The following is a 15,224-nucleotide window of genomic DNA, read 5'->3' as shown; positions in this document are numbered from 1 at the left end:
CGCCGCCCGGGGCGCCCTGACGCCCGCCCCCGCGCCGTCGCGCCGGGCACGAGCGGCTGCGTGACGCGCGTCCGACCGCGGACGGGACTCGCGCCGTGGGAACACGTCGGGCGCCGCGCCCGGCGATAGGGTGAACCACGCGTCGGCTCCGTGTCGGCGCGCGACCGCGCCGCGTATCCCGGGAGGGGACGGTATGCAGGACCTCGACCTGTCACTGATCGGTGACCTGTACCGCCGGTACCGCGATCCGCTGGCCGAGGTCCGGGACGCCCAGCGGGAGTTCCTCCGGCGCACCCGCGGCCGGATGACCCCCCAGTTGGACGACCTGGAGGCGGAGATCACCTACCTCCTCCTGCGCGATCGGTGCCCGGAGACGGTGATGGAGCTGGGCACCTTCCACGGCTGGTCGACCACGTGGATCCTGTCCGCGCTGCGCGACAACGGCCGGGGGACGCTGCACTCCTTCGACATCGTGGACAACGTCGTGGCGAACGTGCCCGACGAGCTGGCGCTGGGCCGCTGGGAGTTCCACAAGGGCGACGTGCGCCAGAACATGGCCGAGGTCCCCGAGGGGATCGACTACCTGTTCGTGGACGCCGCGCACAACGGCCGCTTCGCGAAGTGGTACCTGGCCGAGCTGTTCCCGCGCGTGGCGCCAGGAACACCGGTGAGCGTCCACGACGTGTTCCACGGCAAGCGGGCCCTGCCGCTGACCGAGGGCGCCGTGGTGCTGTCGTGGCTGCGCCGGACCGGCACGGACTTCCTCACGGTCTCCCGCAGGAAGGCGCCCGCCCCCTACACCGCGCTCATGGAGCTGCGGGAGGAGCTGGGCCTGGGCGAGCCGGTCCGTACGAGCACCGACAACCCGATGATCTTCTTCCGCATGCCGGTGCACCAGACCGAGCGCCCCGCCCGCTGAGGACGACGTCCTCGGGCCCCCGCCCCTGTACCCGCACGGGCGCCCGCGATGGCCGACCCGCTGGCCCGACGTTCCTCGGGTCACCGGCCGACGACGACCTCGATCTCGACCTGGACCGCGGACCTTAGGCAGGGGCGCGGGAGCGGCCGTGGTGACGGCCTGCCGCACGCCGCGAACGCCCGGGACACCCGAACGGCCGTGCGCCTCCTCCTGGTAGCGCACGGCCGTTCGGGTTCTGTCGCGCCTCAGCCGCGCAGGGCGGCGGCCTCGCGGGCCAGCGCCTCGACCTTGTCCCACGCTCCCGCCGACACGAGGTCGGCCGGGGTGAGCCAGCTGCCGCCGACACAGCCGACGTTGGGCAGCGCCAGGTAGGTGGGCGCGGACGCGGCCGTGATACCGCCGGTCGGGCAGAACCGCACCTGCGGAAGGGGGCCGCCCAGCGACTTCAGGAACGGCACCCCGCCCGCCGCCTCGGCCGGGAAGAACTTCATCGCGGTGATCCCGCGCTCCATCAGCGCCAGGGCCTCGGACACCGTGCCCACACCCGGCAGGAAGGGCAGCCCGGTGTCGGCCATCCCCTGGGCCAGGTCGGCGGTGCAGCCGGGGCTGACGAGGAAGCGGGCGCCCGCCTGCGCCGCCGCCCGGGCCTGGTCGGGCGTGGCCACGGTGCCCGCGCCCACGACGGCCTCGGGCACCTCGGCGACGATCCGCTCGATCGCCTCCAGCGCGGCCGGGGTCCGCAGGGTCACCTCGATGCCGGGCAGCCCGCCCGCCACGAGCGCTCGGGCCAGCGGCACCGCCGTCTCGGCGTCGGAGACCACGACCACCGGCATGACCGGGGCGAGGTCCAGGATGTCGGCTCCAGAGCGGGGCGTCGTCGTCATGTGCTCTCCAGGATTCGTTCGGCAGGCGACTGGGCGCGAAGCGCCTCAGTTGAGGGTGGAAGCCCATCCCCCCGCCCAGCGCCCCCATGGGCGATGGCGGGCGGCGGGCGGGCTGGGCGCGGAGCGCCCCGGTCGAGACGGGCGGCCCCGCCCCCGCCCAGCGCCGCACGGGCCACGGGCGGGGCCGGGCGGTCAGAGGTGGAAGACTCCGGCGCCCTTCTCCGCGGGGCCGACCGATCCGCGCATGGCCGCGAACAGCTCGCGCCCGGTACCGGTACCGGAGTCTGCGGTCGCCTGGGCGGGTTCGCGTCCGCTGAGGTCGGCCAGCACCTCCAGTGTGCCGGTGGTGGCGTCCAGCCGGATGAGGTCGCCGTCGCGCACGAACGCCAGCGGACCGCCCGCCTTCGCCTCCGGGGAGACGTGGATGGCGGCGGGCACCTTGCCGGAGGCGCCGGACATGCGCCCGTCGGTCACCAGGGCGACCTTCTGGCCGCGGTCCTGGAGCACCGCCAGCGGCGGGGTGAGCTTGTGCAGTTCGGGCATGCCGTTGGCCTGCGGGCCCTGGAACCGCACGACGGCGACGAAGTCACCGGTCAGCTCCCCCGCGGAGAAGGCGGTCTGGAGTTCGGCCTGGTCGCCGAACACCCTGGCCGGGGCCTCCACGACGTGCCGGTCGGGGGCCACGGCCGAGACCTTGATGACCGCGCGGCCCAGGTTGCCCGAGAGCATGCGCAGACCGCCGTCGTGGGCGAAGGGGTCCTCGACGCCGCGCAGCACGCTGGTGTCGCCGCTCTCCTTGACCTCGTCCACCCAGGACAGCGTGCCGCCGTCCAGGCGCGGGGCCAGCCGGTACCGCGACAGGCCCGGCCCCATCAGGGTGCGCACGTCCTCGTGGAGCAGGCCGGCGTCCAGCAGGGAGCCGATCAGGTACGCCATGCCGCCGGCCTCGTGGAACTGGTTCACGTCCGCGGCGCCGTTGGGGTACATGCGGGTGAGCAGCGGCACGACCGCGGACAGGCTCGCGAAGTCGTCCCAGGTCAGCTCGATCCCGGCGGCGGCGGCCATGGCCACCAGGTGCAGGGTGTGGTTGGTGGAGCCGCCGGTGGCCAGCAGAGCGACGACGGCGTTGACGATCGCGCGCTCGTCGACCTGCTCACCGATCGGGGTGTGGTGCTGTCCCAGCGCGGTGTGTCCGAGGACGCGGCGCCCGGCCTCGGCGGTGAAGGCCTCGCGCAGCGGGGTGCCCGGCTGCTCGAAGCTGGCGCCCGGCAGGTGCAGGCCCATGACCTCCATGAGCATCTGGTTGGAGTTGGCGGTGCCGTAGAACGTGCAGGTGCCCGGCGAGTGGTAGGCGGCGGACTCGGCCTGGAGCAGCTCGCGCCGCCCCACCTTGCCCTCGGCGAACTGCTGGCGCACCCGGGCCTTGTCCTTGTTGGGCAGGCCGGAGGGCATCGGTCCGGCGGGCACGAAGGCCACCGGCAGGTGCCCGAAGGACAGCGCGCCGATGAGCAGGCCGGGCACGATCTTGTCGCACACGCCCAGCATGAGGGCGCCGTCGAACATGTCGTGGGAGAGGGCCACGGCGGTGGCCATGGCGATCACGTCGCGGCTGAACAGCGAGAGCTCCATGCCCGCGCGTCCCTGGGTGATGCCGTCGCACATGGCGGGCACGCCGCCGGCGAACTGGGCGACGCCGCCGGCCTCGGACACCGCGGCCTTGATGGTCTCGGGGTAGGTCTTCAGCGGCTGGTGCGCGGACAGCATGTCGTTGTAGGAGGAGACGATCGCCAGGTTGGGGGTCACGTCGCCCGCCAGCGCGAGCTTGTCGGAGACCCCGCAGGCGGCGAACCCGTGGGCGAGGTTGGCGCAGCCGAGGGAGCCGCGCGCGGGGCCCTCGCTCGCGGCGGCGGCGATCCGTTCCAGGTAGGCGGAGCGGGTGGCGGCACTGCGCTCGGCCAGGCGTCGGGTGACGTCGGCGACGACGGGGTGGACGGCGGGGCCGTATCCGGCGTCGGGGGTGTTCGCGGTCATCGGTGCTGCTCCTCTTCGTGCCACGTCCGGCCGGTGCGGCCGATGAGCCGGTGGGCGCCCGCGGGGCCGGCGCTTCCGGCTGGGTAGGTCTCGGGAGTGGTGCTCAGGCCGTTCCAGGCCTCGATGATGGGATCCACCCAGCGCCAGGCGGCTTCGACCTCGTCACGCCGCATGAACAGGGTGGAGTCCCCCGCCAACACGTCCATCAGCAGCCGCTCGTAGGCCTCGGGAGAGCGGGTGGCGAAGGTGTCGGCGAAGCTGAGTTCCAGGGGGACCGGCCGCAGCCGCAGCGCTCCCGCGCCGGGGGTCTTGGCCAGCATGGTCAGGTGGATGCCCTCGTCCGGCTGGAGGCTGATGACGAGGCTGCCCGCGCCGGGGAGGCTGTTCGTGCCGGGGAAGATGGTGTGCGGGACCTCGCGGAAGCGGATGACGATCTCGGAGCGGGAGTGCCCCAGGCGCTTGCCGGTGCGCAGGTAGAACGGCACGCCCGCCCAGCGCCAGTTGGCGACCTCGGCGCGCAGGGCGACGAAGGTCTCCGTGGTGCTCGACGGGGAGCCGCCGGGCTCGTCGAGGTAGCCGGAGACCTCGGTGCCCTGGACGACGCCGCCGCCGTACTGGCCGCGGACGGTGTCCTCGATGACGCGCTCGCCGGTGAGGGGGCGCAGGGACTGCAGGACCTTGAGCTTCTCGTCGCGCACTGACTCGCGGTCGTAGCTGGCGGGGGGTTCCATGGCGGTGAGGCAGAGCAGCTGCAGCAGGTGGTTCTGGACCATGTCCCGCATCGCGCCGGAGCCGTCGTAGTAGCCGCGGCGCCCGCCCACGCCGACGGTCTCGGCGGCGGTGATCTGGACGTGGTCGATCCAGCGGGAGTTCCACAGGGGTTCGAGGAAGACGTTGGCGAACCGCAGTACGAGCAGGTTCTGGACCGTCTCCTTCCCCAGGTAGTGGTCGATCCGGTAGATCTGCCGCTCGGTGAAGATGGCGCCGACCTCGTCGTTGACCGCCTGCGAGGAGGCCAGGTCGCGGCCCAGCGGCTTCTCCATGACCACGCGCGACTCGGGGGTGACGAGTCCGGCGTCGCGCAGGCCCCGGCAGATGCCGCCGGAGATCATCGGGGGGACGGCGAGGTAGAAGACGCGGTCGCGGTCGGGCGACAGGGCCGCCGCGAGGTCCGCCCAGCCGGAGGTGTCGCCCCCGACGTCCACGGTGATGTGGGAGAGGCGATCCAGGAACCGGCTGAGCACGTCGGGCTCGGTCACCTGCACGGCCTGGTGGCCGCGGACCGCCGAGGCCGCCTTGTCACGCAGGTCGGCGTCGGTGAGGCCGTCACGGGAGACCGCGACGACGCGCGTCCTGCCGTCCAGGTGCCCGTCGCGGTCCAGGAGGTAGAGGGAGGGGAGGAGTTTACGCATGGACAGGTCTCCGGTACCCCCGAAGACCACCAGATCGGTGGGACGGGACACGGACTGCTGCGACATCTCGGCTTCTCCTGCGGGGATGCGGACGGGGAGGGAGGGGGTGCGACGCCGACCGCCACGGTGACGTGTGGCAGGTGAGAGGCGAACCACCGGTTCGGCCCCCTTGGCCTCTTTTGAGCCTAAGGCCGACTATGGTAAAAAACCAAGCACACTTCAGAACACTTCTTTACATAACCTCCCAGCTTTCCCACCGCAACGCGGGTGAAATGGTTCAATGAGACATGGCTAGAACCCCGGGACGCCTGTCCTCCTCGGCGACCAGCGGCCACATCCTGGAGATGGTCCGCACCGGCACCGCGACGAGCCGGTCGGAGATCGGACGCGCGACCGGGCTCTCCCGCCCGTCCGTCGCCCTGCGCGTCACCGAGCTGATCAACAGCGGCCTGGTCGTGGAGCGCACCGGCGCGGTATCCAGCGGCGGCCGTCCGCCGACCCTGCTGGAGTTCAACGCCGAGAGCGGGCTGGTCCTCACCAGCGCTCTGGGCATGGCGCGCAGCCAGGCCGCCGTGTGCGACCTCAACGGCGCGGTCCTGGTCCGCGCGCCGGGTTCACCCGACATGGAACAGGGGCCCGACGCCACGGTCCCCTGGCTGCTGGACACCTGGTCCGAACAGATCGCGGCCCTGGGCCGGAACCCCGCCGACGTGCGCGGGGTGGGGATCGGCCTGCCCGGCACCGTCGAGTTCCACGCGGGGCGCGCCGAGGACCGCCCGTTCCTGGGCAAGTGGGCGGGCGTCGCCCTGGCCCCGCTGATCGCCGAGCGCTTCCCCGTGCCGGTCCTGGTGGACAACGACGTGAACGTGATGGCGCTCGGCGAACACGTCGCCGGAGGCCACGGACACCCGGACGACATGGTGTTCGTCAAGGTCTCGACGGGCATCGGCGCCGGACTGCTCTCCGGCGGGCACCTGCTCAGGGGCGCGCTGGGCGCGGCCGGCGAACTCGGTCACATCCCGGTGCGCGGGGGCGGCGGCCTGCCGTGCCGGTGCGGCAACACCGACTGCCTGGAGGCGGTGGCCGGGGGTCGGCGGCTCCTGGAGCGCGCCGCCGAGCAGGGGCGGCCGGCCGCCGGGCTCAAGGACCTGGTGGCCCTGGCGGGTGAGGGCGACGCGGTCGCGGTCACGCTGATCCGCGAGGCGGGCCGACGCCTCGGCGAGGCGCTCGCCGGGGCGGTCAACCTGCTCAACCCCGAGGTGATCGTGCTGGGCGGGGACCTGTCCGAGGCCTACGACCACCTGGTCGCGGGGGTGCGCGAGGTGGTCTTCCAGCAGTGCACGGCGCTGGCCACCCGCCAACTGCGCGTCGTGCCCAGCAGCCTGTGGGACGAGGCGGGCGTGCGCGGCTGCGCGACGCTGGTGACCGAGGAGATCCTGTCCCCCGAGGCGGTCAACAAGCTCCTGTCCGGCTGAGCCCGGACGCCGGCGGGGGCGCGGATCCGTCCACAGCCTGTGGACAGGAGGTTTGCCACCCCCGCCGCCCCGGGCACGCTTTCTACGGAGGACCCGGTCCCTCCTCCGCCCACCCGTCGCCGCCATCGCCCACCCCAACCGACGCCTTCGGCGCGCGAGCCCCTCCCGGACCTGCATGGACGCCGTTCACGACGAGCGTCGGTTTCGTCATGACACTTGACAACCACCCCCTTGGTGGCGAATAGTCCACCAGCACCGTTCCCGACCCCCGCACACACCCGTCACCCCCGTGACCGCACCCCGTGCGGACCCCCGCCCGGAAAGGTCCCCCCCGTGCTCACAGAGAACCCGATACTGCTGATCCTGCTGGGCGCCGGCATCAGCCTCGTCACCAGCGTGGTCGTGACCGCCGTCCAGGCCCGGATCATCCGACGCGGCGACATCCGTGCCTCCTCGCGGTCCTCGGCCCGCAGCCTGACCAGCGCGTTCATCGCGGAGCGCGACGCGGACGACTCCAGGGAGAGCTTCCTCGCCGAGGCGGAACTGACGGTCATGTCGATGACCGACCGCAAGACGCGCGACCGGCTCCGCGACACCATCCGGCTGCTGCGCGAGCGCACGCTCCCGGAGGTCGAGGAGCTCGGCGGCATCAAGGCCGAACGCGCCCGGCAGGTGCTGTGCGACCACGCCCTGGAGGTCCTGGGAGCCCACCTGCGCTCCGAGCGGCTGCCGGAGACGCCCGCGCAGATCCGCAAGATGCTGAGCATCGAGGAGGAGGCGCTGAGCATCCGCGCCGGTGAGGCGCCTCAGCCCAACCCGCCCATCACCAAGAGCGCCGTCACCTCCCGCCCCCGGCACACGCCCGCCAAGGCGACGCCCGCCCCCGCGCGCAAGTCCACCAAGAGCGCCACGAAGACCGCCGCCAAGCCCGCGGCCAAGGGCGGACGCACGGGCACCGACACCGCGACCGCAGACGAGGACGAGAAGCCGAGCGGGTTCTGGGACGACTGATCCCGGCGACCGGCTCCGTGCTCGGCAGTGACCCGTCGTGTCCCCGCACGGCGGGTCACACGTGTTTCCGACCGGTCCGCTGAGAGAATCGGGGCAGGAAGCGTCCACGGACGACGACCGACCGAGGATTTGTGCGGCGCAATGCGGTCAGGACACGCGTGCGCGGACAACACGCACGCGCACACCGACGGAACTTCACCTAGGATCGCTGCCACGCGGGGATTCCGGAGCCATCAGCCGGATCCCGCCATCTCCGCTGTCGAGGTCCCCCGTGCCCCCGCCGTTTCCGCGGTCGGCCCCCTCGTCGCGCGTGGCCTTCCCCGTGCGTACCCCTCGCGCCCTCCGGCCTCCCCCGATCCGGACGCGCGCGTTCCCCTGGTGTCCGGCCCTCGGCACGCCCCGCCGTCCGCCCTGATCGAGATTGCGCTATGCCCGCTGACGAGAACTTTCCGCCCGACCACGGCGAGGACCACCTTCCGGACGCACCGACCGACGACGGGTCCGACTCCGTGAGCGGGGAGGAGAAGGCCGACGGCCGGACCGGGTCCGGCCCCGCACCGGAGGACACCGCCGACACGGCTCCGGCCCCCGGCACGCAGGCCACCCCCGCGACCGGGACCGACGCGGAATCCGGGTCCGGAGACGGAGCCGCCACGGAAGCCCGGTCCGAGAACGGGACCGAGCCCGAGCCGGATCCCCCCGCCGACCCGGGGTCCGAGGACGACCCCTCCGAGACCGCTCCCGCCGCCGAACGCACCGGAGCGGCGGGCGTCCCCCGGCGCCGGCGCGTGCGCCGGATCGTCCTGTGGGCCGCCGCGGGCCTCGTCCTGGTCCTGGCCGCCGGGGTCGCCACCGCCTACGGCTACTACCACTCGCTGCGCTCGGGCATGGTCCAGCACGACCTGGAGTCCGTACTGGACGAGGAGGACCGCCCCGAGCGCCTCAGCGACGCCGTCAACATCCTCTTCATCGGATCCGACGGCTACGAGGAGGGCAGCACCGCCTACCAGCGGGAGTTCGAGGGCGAGCGCTCGGACTCGATCATGCTCGCGCACATCTCCCCCGACAACCGGGTGTCGGTGATCAGCTTCCCCCGCGACTCGCTCGTACAGCTCCCCCAGTGCGACGCCTACGCCCAGACCGAGGGCACCTCCGGCTACTTCGGCATGATCAACGCGGCGATGTACCACGGCGGTCCGCCGTGCGTCGTGCGGACGATCGAGAGCCTCACCGACATCCGCGTCGACCACTTCGTGCACCTGAGCTTCATGAGCTTCCGTGACGTCGTGGACGCCATCGGCGGCGTGCGGATGTGCATCCCCGAACCCATGCGCGACCGCCGCTCCCACCTGGACATCGACGCGGGCGAACAGGTACTCGACGGCGACCAGGCGCTGTCCTTCGTGCGGGCGCGCTACGAGATCGGCGACGGCGGCGACATCGGCCGCATCGACCGGCAGCAGATGTTCCTCGGCGCCCTGGCCGACCAGGTGAGCAGCAACGACGTCCTCACCAGCCCGACCAGGCTCAACGGGGTGCTGGAGGCGGTCGCCCGGCACAGCGCCACCGACCAGGAACTCACCCTCGACAAGATGCTGCGCGTGGCCGTCACGCTGACGGACGTCGACCTGTCCGACATCGAGTTCCACACCGTGCCCTGGTACCAGGCGCCCTACGACCCGAACCGGGTCATGTGGTACCCGGAGCAGTCCGAGGAGCTGTTCTCCGCCGTGCGCGAGGGCCGTCCCCTGCCCCCGCTCCCCGCGGACGAGGCGGGCGTGCCGCAGGAGCAGCCGGACGCATCACCGACCCCCGCGGACCCGGCCGCCACGGCGGAGGACCGCGAGGGCTCCGAGGAGGAGTCCACGGACTCCCTGAACGGCGGCGGCCGCGACGCCACCTCCAACCCGTGCGCCGACGGCCTCGGCTTCGGTTCGGAGGACGGGGCCGAGAACCCCTAGACGGGTTCGACGGGGCCTCGCGGGCCATCACCGCGGGGCCCCGGGGGCCGTTGGGCCTGTGCCACCTGATGACCGCTGGGCCCGTGCCAACTGGTGGACGGACCCGCGGGTTCGGCACCGCCTCCGGAGACCGACGCAAAGGACCGCGGCCCCGGACGGATGTCCGGGGCCGCGGCGTGCCTCAGGTGGCGGGAACTCTTCGTCGGACCGGTACGCGCCGGGAACCCCCACAGTTCGACCGGCGCCACATCGGAAAGACGTGGTTCCGCGCGCCACCCGAGGCGTGTGCGCCCGCCACGACCGGCGGGCGCACGTTCGGGGTGGTCCTTCGGTCAGACCAGGCCGCCGGGCAGCAGGCCGGTGACCTGGCCGGTGTCGACGGTGGGCTCGCCCACCTCGGGCAGGCCGTTCACGGCGGCCACGTCACCGCCCAGGGCGTTCGATCCCAGCAGGTCCGTCACCGCGGAGGTGTCGGGCACACCCGCGGCACCGGGGGCCAGGTCCGTGACGGTGGAGGTACCGGGCGCGGCCATCGGCAGCACGTCGGTGTCCGCCGCCCCGGTGAGCGAGCCGACGCCGCCCACGGCGTCGGTGGCCCCACCGGTCTCGGGCAGCGCGGGCAGTTCCCTCGCTGCCATGGGCAGGACGTCGTCGGCCGGGACCAGGTCGGTGACCAGGTCGCCCGCACCGCCGGTCAGGTCGGTGTTCTCACCCGCGTCCACGGCGATCGGCTGGTCCGTGCCGGCCATGGCGACGGTCTCGTCCAGGCCGACCAGCCCGCCGCCCACCTGCTCGGCACCGGACTCGGCCAGCGCGCCGACCTCGGACACCGTGCCGTCGGCCTCCTCGACCGGACCGGACATGGGCAGCGGCTGGGCGTTCGTGGCGGACTCCAGCGTGCCGTTCAGCTCGCTGGGCACCTGGCCGCTCGTGGCGGGCTCCAGGGTTCCGTTCAGCTCGTCGAGCGGCTGGCCGTCGACCGGGCCGCTCATCGGCAGGGTCTCGGCCGGCAGGCCGCCGGTCACGCCGCCGAGCGGGTCACCACCCGCCAGACCGCCGAGCGGGGTGCCGCCCGCCAGACCGCCGAGGACGTCCCCGCCGGTCACGCCACCGAGCAGACCGGAGATCGGGTCGCCCGCGGCGTTCGACAGCGGAACGACGTCCGAGTGCGAGGCCGGGCCCGCGGCCCCCAGGAGCCCGGGGACCGGGTCCGCGCCCAGTTCCCGGCCCTCCACGGCGCCGGTGACGGTGCCGGGGGCGTCGGCCGGGTCCACGGAGGAGACGGTGTCGGCCGCGTCGGACAGGGGCAGGGTCTCGGCCAGGGCCAGCGGGCCGAGGTCGGCCGCGTTGTCCTCGGCGACCTCCAGCGGAGCGTCGGTGGAGAGCCCCTCACCGGCGGCCCGCTCGACGGGCGCCGTGTTGTGCTCGATCTCCGGAGCCGCCGAGACCTCCCCGGGGGTGACCTGGACCAGGTCGCCCAGCGGGGTGGAGACACCCTCGGTCAGCGGCGCGGGGACCTGGCTGCCCAGGTCGTTGAGCGGGAGACCGTCCGTGGCACCACCGAGCGCGTCGGCCCCTGCGATCCCGGCGCCCAGAGCGACGAAGCTCGCGGCGCTGGCGGCCACCAGCAGGGCCCTGGCGGAGGTGCGGGCGGTGTTGAACATGGGAGTCCTTCCGGAAGTACGTGGTCTCGCTATGACGGTGTGTACGGCGGGACGGGTGTCGTGCCCCGCCGTGCCGCGGCCCGGTTCCCCTTGGCCGGGGGGAATCCGGTGGTCGCGGTGGGTCGAACTCTCCGTCCGGGGTCCCGTCGTTCCTGGTGGGAGCGGGGGCCCGGTCGGTTTCGCAGTCCTTGGTCTGGCCGACCACTGACTGACGTGAGCCTCGCCGCTGAGAGTGCGCGGCTCACGTCAATCCCCAGAGCGGGGCGGGATCGTCGTCCATCGCGAGATGGGCGTCCCGTGGCTGGGAAGGGGTGCCAGGAAGAGGTCGCTCAGGCGACCGAACCGGGGAGAGGCGCCGTGCTAGTCGGGCGAGAAGGTGGGCTCGTCGGCGTCCTCGGCGGGAACCGAGCGCAGGACGTGCCACGCGGCCTGGGACAGGCCGGGCTGCGGGGCCGATGCCCCGATGGTGAACGGGTGGTCCGCGACCAGGCCGCCGACGGCGGTGGCCGGTGCGGAGGAACCGGAGGACGAACCCGTGACGCTGTTCAGCGACGACACGACGGAGGTGTCGGTGGTGACGTCCGGGGCGTCGGAGTCGGCCGCGGACTCGTCCGCGTCGGCCTTCTCCTCCGCGACGTCGACGGTGTCGGGGAACGCGGGGGCGTCCTCGGCGGGTGCGGCCACCGTGTCGGCGGCCACGTCCTCACGCTCGACGGCGTCCTCGTCACCGGCGGCCTCGGGCTCCGGCGCGGAGTCGTCCGGCCGACCGTGGCCGGGCCCCGAACCGTGGCCCCGACCGTGTCCGACGGTCTCCTCGGAGACGTCGGCGACGGTCTCGTGCACGGCCCGGGAGACCTCCGACCCGCGCGTCGACGCCTGGGAGGCGACCGCCGCCGGGGTGGACTCGGGGATACTCTGCGTGACCTGTGCGGGCCGCGCTGCCTGTCCCGCGACGGCCGAGACGGTGTCGGCCACCGGCTTGTCGAGACCGGGCGGCACCGAGGGCGCGCGTCCCTGGGACCCGCCCGTGCCGCCGCCCCGCTCGGACCGGTCCGCCGCGGCGTTGGCCGCGGCCGCCGGGTTCTCCCCCGCTTGGGCGGGAACGGCTGCCGCCAACCAGGCGGCCACCAGGATCCCGGCGACCAGGCCGACGAGCAGCAGGGCCCGGCGGACCGGTACGGAAAGCACGGCGGAACGGGCGCCGGGGGCGCTCGCCAAGCCGTGGATTCCAGACACCGGGGTTCCTTCCAGCACGGGGGTGGTCCAGCAGAAGTCGGTCCGACTGTGGGGAGTCGGGCGGGCCGCGGTAGGTCACACTACTGGGACCCGTCTCGACGCGGAAGGGGATGACACCCTTCGTGCGTCGGCTGATCGCGACGTTAGCATGAATTACTCCGCGTGACCTCTCGACCCAGGGAATTACCGCGGAGTAGGAACCACGAGTCCGTCCAGTCCGAGGTGGCAAACCGGCAAAAAACCGACGACAATTCGACCATTGCAGGGAATAGCGCGCTTCGCCAACAGAGTCCGCCCGAGCGGCTCCGCGGAGGTTGACCGACACCATGACAGAGATCCCCCAGAGCCACCGACCCATCCCGGCCGGCCTGGACGACCTGCTCGGCGAGATGCCCACGCGCCTCGACCCGGGCCTGTCGGCCCAGGGCCGGGTGCACTCGCTCCTCCAGGCGGTGCTGACCATCGGCGGTGACCTGGACCTGGCCACCGTGCTGCGCCGCCTGACCGAGGCCGCGGCGCAGCTGACCGGTGCCCGCTACGCCGGCCTGGGAGTGATCGACGACGACGGCGGCTTCGCCGAGTTCATCCCCGTCGGCATGAGCCGGATCCAGTCCGAGCGCATCAACCGCTTCCCCCAGGGGTTGGGCGTTCTGGGCGTTCCCCTGCACGCCCGCGCGGCCCTGCGCCTGTCCGATCTGCGCGAGCATCCGGACTTTCGCGGATTCCCCGAGGGCCATCCGCAGATGACGAGTTTTCTCGGCGTTCCCATCCAGGTCCGCGACGAGGTGTTCGGCAACCTCTATCTCACGGAGAAGGCCAACGGCGGGGAGTTCGACGGCGAGGACGAAGCGGTGGTCACCGCGCTGGCCACCGCCGCGGGCGTGGCGATCGAGAACGCGCGCCTGTACGAGGAGGCCCGGTTGCGCGAGCGCTGGCTGGCCGCCTCCACCGAGATCACCACCCGGCTGCTCTCGGGCGCCGACTCCGCGGAGGTGCTGGTCCACATGGCGGGGCAGGCACGCGAGATCGGCGGCGCCGACACCGCGATCATCCTGCTGCCCGACTCCCGCGCCCGGGGCCACCTGTTCGCGGAGTTCGCCGACGGGCCCATCGCCCAGGAGGTGCTGGGCACCTCGGTGCCGCTGCACGGCACCGCCTGCGGGCGCGTGTTCGAGTCGGGTGAGCCGGAGAGCATCGCGGACCTGCGCAACGCCGACTGCCCGATGCTCACGCAGCGCGGCTACGGTCCCGGACTCCTGGTGCCCCTGGGCACGCCGGGCAACACCCGGGGCGTGCTGCTGCTGGGGAAGCTGTCCGACCGGGCGCCGTTCGCGGGCACGATACGCCGCATGCTGCACGGCTTCTCCGTCCAGGCCGGCGTGGCGCTGGAGCTGGCGGAGGCCCGGCGCGACACCGAGCGGATCGTGGTCCTGGAGGAGCGCGACCGCATCGCCAAGGACCTGCACGACGTCGTCATCCAGCGGTTGTTCGCCTCGGCGATGACGCTGATGAGCACGGTGCGGCTGATCACCTCGCCCGACGCGGAGGAGCGGGTGCAGCGCACCATCGACGAGCTCGACGGGACGATCCGGGAGATCCGGTCGACGATCTTCGCGCTCCAGCACCCGCCGAGCCGCCGGGACACGTCGCTGCGCGGACGCATCCTGGAGCTGGCCGAGAACACCGCCCACAGCCTGGGCTGCCATCCGGGGGTGAGCCTGGACGGGCCGATCGACGCGTCGGTCCCGGACGACATCGGGGAGCAGCTGCTCGCCGTGCTCGGCGAGGGGTTGAGCAACGTGGCCCGCCACGCGGACGCCACGGAGGTGCACGTGTCGGTGGCGGTGGAGGAGACGGCGATCACCGGCCGCGCCACCACACTGACACTGACCATCACCGACAACGGCGTGGGGCTGGCCGAGGGCGGGCGCCGCAGCGGGCTGCGCAACCTGGACGAGCGCGCCCAGGCCCTGGGCGGCGGGTTCACCGCGCGCCGGGGCGAGGTCGCGGGCACGGTCCTGGTGTGGCGGGTTCCGGTGCCCGACGACGCGGTGCCGCCGCCGGACAGCTTCTGAGGAACGGGCGGGGCACCGGACGACCGGCCACGGCCGACGCGGCGGCGCGTCCGGTCCGCAGTGCGGGCGGGTGTCAGCGGATCACCGCCGCCGGATCACCGATGGCGCGCGGTGGGGGCCACGACGCAGAACTCGTTGCCCTCGGGGTCGCGCAGCACCTGGAAGGACCCCTGCTCGTCGGTCACGACCTCGCCCACACGCGCGGCGCCGCGCGCGACGACGGCCTCGGTGGCCGCGCTGATGTCGTCGACGCGCACGTCACCGTGGATCCGGTTCCGTCCGTCCTTGGGCGCGGGATCGGGTTGGAAGGACAGCCGGGGGCGTCCGACGCTCGGATCGCCCTCCACGAACGCCCAGCCGTCCGGCCGGGTCACCGCCTCACCGCCGAGCACGAAGGCCCAGAAGCGGGCGAGGGCGGAGGGGTCGGCGGCGTTCACGACCCATTGGTCGAGGTGTCCCACGGTCATGGCGGGACCCTACCGTTCGGCGCGGACGGCGCTGGGGACGGGGCGGGAGGCGTGGGCGTGGGCGGGGGCGGGGCGGGGGCGGGGGCCCC

Annotated in this window: 11 protein-coding genes; 5 read left to right on the top strand and 6 right to left on the bottom strand. The window is 73.3% G+C overall.

Features of this window, described 5'->3' with window-relative positions:
• Positions 1-193: 193 nt before the first annotated feature.
• The gene (locus ADL05_RS16745; RefSeq protein WP_053617910.1) at positions 194-919 is read left to right on the top strand and encodes a class I SAM-dependent methyltransferase; all 726 of its coding nucleotides are present in this window, start codon (positions 194-196) and stop codon (positions 917-919) included.
• A 245-nt stretch (positions 920-1,164) separates the two neighbouring features.
• Here the strand turns inward: ADL05_RS16745 and eda are convergent, their stop codons facing one another.
• The 3 genes from eda to zwf all read right to left on the bottom strand — a co-directional run bounded on the left by eda (position 1,165) and on the right by zwf (position 5,312).
• Complete coding sequence (gene eda, locus ADL05_RS16740; protein WP_053617909.1) at positions 1,165-1,803, bottom strand: bifunctional 4-hydroxy-2-oxoglutarate aldolase/2-dehydro-3-deoxy-phosphogluconate aldolase; 639 nt, start codon at positions 1,801-1,803, stop codon at positions 1,165-1,167.
• 192 nt (positions 1,804-1,995) lie between these two features.
• On the bottom strand, positions 1,996-3,834 hold the full coding sequence (gene edd / locus ADL05_RS16735; protein WP_053617908.1) for a phosphogluconate dehydratase: 1,839 nt from the start codon (positions 3,832-3,834) through the stop codon (positions 1,996-1,998).
• The gene (zwf, locus tag ADL05_RS16730) at positions 3,831-5,312 is read right to left on the bottom strand and encodes a glucose-6-phosphate dehydrogenase (protein ID WP_053617907.1); all 1,482 of its coding nucleotides are present in this window, start codon (positions 5,310-5,312) and stop codon (positions 3,831-3,833) included. Before zwf ends, edd begins: the two co-directional genes overlap by 4 nt.
• 221 nt (positions 5,313-5,533) lie before the next feature.
• Here zwf and ADL05_RS16725 point away from each other — a divergent pair, with 221 nt between their 5' ends.
• The 3 genes from ADL05_RS16725 to ADL05_RS16715 all read left to right on the top strand — a co-directional run bounded on the left by ADL05_RS16725 (position 5,534) and on the right by ADL05_RS16715 (position 9,693).
• Complete coding sequence (locus ADL05_RS16725) at positions 5,534-6,721, top strand: ROK family protein (protein WP_053617906.1); 1,188 nt, start codon at positions 5,534-5,536, stop codon at positions 6,719-6,721.
• Between the two features lie 333 nt (positions 6,722-7,054).
• Positions 7,055-7,732, top strand: coding sequence for a hypothetical protein (locus ADL05_RS16720; protein WP_053617905.1), 678 nt, complete (start codon positions 7,055-7,057; stop codon positions 7,730-7,732).
• 428 nt (positions 7,733-8,160) lie between these two features.
• Complete coding sequence (locus ADL05_RS16715; RefSeq protein ID WP_053617904.1) at positions 8,161-9,693, top strand: LCP family protein; 1,533 nt, start codon at positions 8,161-8,163, stop codon at positions 9,691-9,693.
• 332 nt (positions 9,694-10,025) lie between these two features.
• On the opposite strand, the gene ADL05_RS16710 is transcribed toward ADL05_RS16715, so the two are convergent.
• Both ADL05_RS16710 and ADL05_RS16705 read right to left on the bottom strand, forming a co-directional pair.
• The gene (locus tag ADL05_RS16710) at positions 10,026-11,357 is read right to left on the bottom strand and encodes a hypothetical protein (protein WP_053617903.1); all 1,332 of its coding nucleotides are present in this window, start codon (positions 11,355-11,357) and stop codon (positions 10,026-10,028) included.
• Positions 11,358-11,717: 360 nt separating this feature from the next.
• On the bottom strand, positions 11,718-12,593 hold the full coding sequence (locus tag ADL05_RS16705; RefSeq protein WP_156365877.1) for a hypothetical protein: 876 nt from the start codon (positions 12,591-12,593) through the stop codon (positions 11,718-11,720).
• Positions 12,594-12,919: 326 nt separating this feature from the next.
• On the opposite strand from ADL05_RS16705, the gene ADL05_RS16700 reads away from it, so the two are divergent.
• Positions 12,920-14,668, top strand: coding sequence for a GAF domain-containing protein (locus tag ADL05_RS16700; protein ID WP_053618103.1), 1,749 nt, complete (start codon positions 12,920-12,922; stop codon positions 14,666-14,668).
• 95 nt (positions 14,669-14,763) lie between these two features.
• Here the strand turns inward: ADL05_RS16700 and ADL05_RS16695 are convergent, their stop codons facing one another.
• Positions 14,764-15,135, bottom strand: a complete 372-nt coding sequence (locus ADL05_RS16695; RefSeq protein WP_053617901.1) for a VOC family protein — start codon at positions 15,133-15,135, stop codon at positions 14,764-14,766.
• Positions 15,136-15,224: the final 89 nt, after the last annotated feature.

It is taken from the genome of Nocardiopsis sp. NRRL B-16309 (genome assembly GCF_001279585.1).
GTDB lineage: Bacteria > Actinomycetota > Actinomycetes > Streptosporangiales > Streptosporangiaceae > Nocardiopsis.
This window is presented reverse-complemented; position numbering and strand designations above follow the sequence as displayed.

Bases quoted from the DNA above. Each gene is read 5' to 3' on its own strand.
- edd (WP_053617908.1), bottom strand. From the start codon at position 3,834: ATGACCGCGAACACCCCCGACGCCGGATACGGCCCCGCCGTCCACCCC.
- ADL05_RS16745 (WP_053617910.1), top strand. From the start codon at position 194: ATGCAGGACCTCGACCTGTCACTGATCGGTGACCTGTACCGCCGGTAC.
- ADL05_RS16725 (WP_053617906.1), top strand. From the start codon at position 5,534: ATGGCTAGAACCCCGGGACGCCTGTCCTCCTCGGCGACCAGCGGCCAC.
- ADL05_RS16715 (WP_053617904.1), top strand. From the start codon at position 8,161: ATGCCCGCTGACGAGAACTTTCCGCCCGACCACGGCGAGGACCACCTT.
- ADL05_RS16695 (WP_053617901.1), bottom strand. From the start codon at position 15,135: ATGACCGTGGGACACCTCGACCAATGGGTCGTGAACGCCGCCGACCCC.
- zwf (WP_053617907.1), bottom strand. From the start codon at position 5,312: ATGTCGCAGCAGTCCGTGTCCCGTCCCACCGATCTGGTGGTCTTCGGG.
- ADL05_RS16700 (WP_053618103.1), top strand. From the start codon at position 12,920: ATGACAGAGATCCCCCAGAGCCACCGACCCATCCCGGCCGGCCTGGAC.
- eda (WP_053617909.1), bottom strand. From the start codon at position 1,803: ATGACGACGACGCCCCGCTCTGGAGCCGACATCCTGGACCTCGCCCCG.
- ADL05_RS16710 (WP_053617903.1), bottom strand. From the start codon at position 11,357: ATGTTCAACACCGCCCGCACCTCCGCCAGGGCCCTGCTGGTGGCCGCC.